Consider the following 1274-nt stretch of genomic DNA (forward strand, 5'->3'; position numbering starts at 1 on the left):
CGACGCGCTGCTGTGCACGGAGGGTCCGGTCAAGACGCTGGTCGAGCTGTCACTGGCGCCCGAGCACCGGCGCGGGCATGGAGCCCTGTACGGCGCCTTGAACCATGGGTGGCTGGATGTGGCACGGCTGCGCAGGACGCTGGCCGGCCTGCCGCTGCCGCGCGCGGCCGACGGACGGATCGTGCTGGCCTGCGATGTCAGCAACTGGCTGCGGCCGAACGCGGCGACCAGCGCGGAGCGGCTGTTCTGCCACACCTACGGCCGGGGCAAGGGCTCGGCGCAGATGATCCCGGGCTGGCCGTACTCCTTCGTCGCTGCCCTGGAGCCGGGCCGCACCTCGTGGACCGCGCTGCTGGACGCGGTCCGGCTCGGACCGGGCGACGACGAGACCGCCGTGACCGCCACGCAACTGCGCGAGGTGGTCGAGCGACTGCGCACGGCCGGGCACTTCAAGGACGGCGACCTGCCGATCCTCATCGTCCTCGACGCCGGCTACGACGTCACCCGCCTCGCTTTCCTGCTCGCCGACCTGCCGGTGGAGCTGCTTGGCCGTCTGCGCTCGGACCGCGTCTTCTACTTCCCGCCCCCACTGCGAGCGCCGGGCAAGGTCGGGCGCAAGCCCAAGCGCGGGGCGGAGTTCAAATTCGAGGACGACACCACCTGGCCCGCACCGGCCCGCACCACCACCAGCGTGACCAGCCGCTACGGTCAGGCCGTCGCCACCGCCTGGGACCGGCTGCATCCGCTGCTGAGCCGACGCTCGGCATGGGCCGACCACCCCGAGGGCGAACTCCCGGTCATCTCAGGCACGGTGATCCGCCTGCGGGTCGATCACTTGCCCGGGGACCGTGACCCCAAGCCGGTGTGGCTGTGGTGGTCGAGCGTCGATGCCACGGCCACGGATGTGGACCGGCTCTGGCGGTCGTTCCTGCGAAGATTCGACCTTGAACACACCTTTCGGCTGTTCAAGCAGACACTGGGGTGGACGGCACCCAAGCTCCGCGAACCGGCTGCCGCCGATCGCTGGACCTGGCTCGTTCTTGTCGCCCATACCCAACTTCGCCTCGCCCGGCCCTTGGCGGAAGACCTCCGCAAGCCCTGGGAGCGCCCCGCGAAGCCGGGCCGCCTCACGCCTTCCCGCGTCCGTCGCGGATTTCGCCGCCTCCAGGGGAAGACACCGAGGCTGTCGCACGGCTCCTGCCCGGTGAAGGTCAAGCGCGATTCTTCGGTGTGTGATTGATGAGCTTGTTGAGGTTGTGCACCGTGCCGAGGAG

1 pseudogene is annotated in these 1274 nt (G+C 70.3%); it reads left to right on the forward strand.

What is annotated here, in order from left to right:
- Window positions 1-1174: pseudogene (locus ABZ826_RS39390) on the forward strand (NF041680 family putative transposase); the annotation flags it as partial.
- Window positions 1175-1274: the final 100 nt, after the last annotated feature.

Source organism: Streptomyces sp. NPDC047515 (assembly GCF_040643055.1).
Taxonomy (GTDB): domain Bacteria; phylum Actinomycetota; class Actinomycetes; order Streptomycetales; family Streptomycetaceae; genus Streptomyces.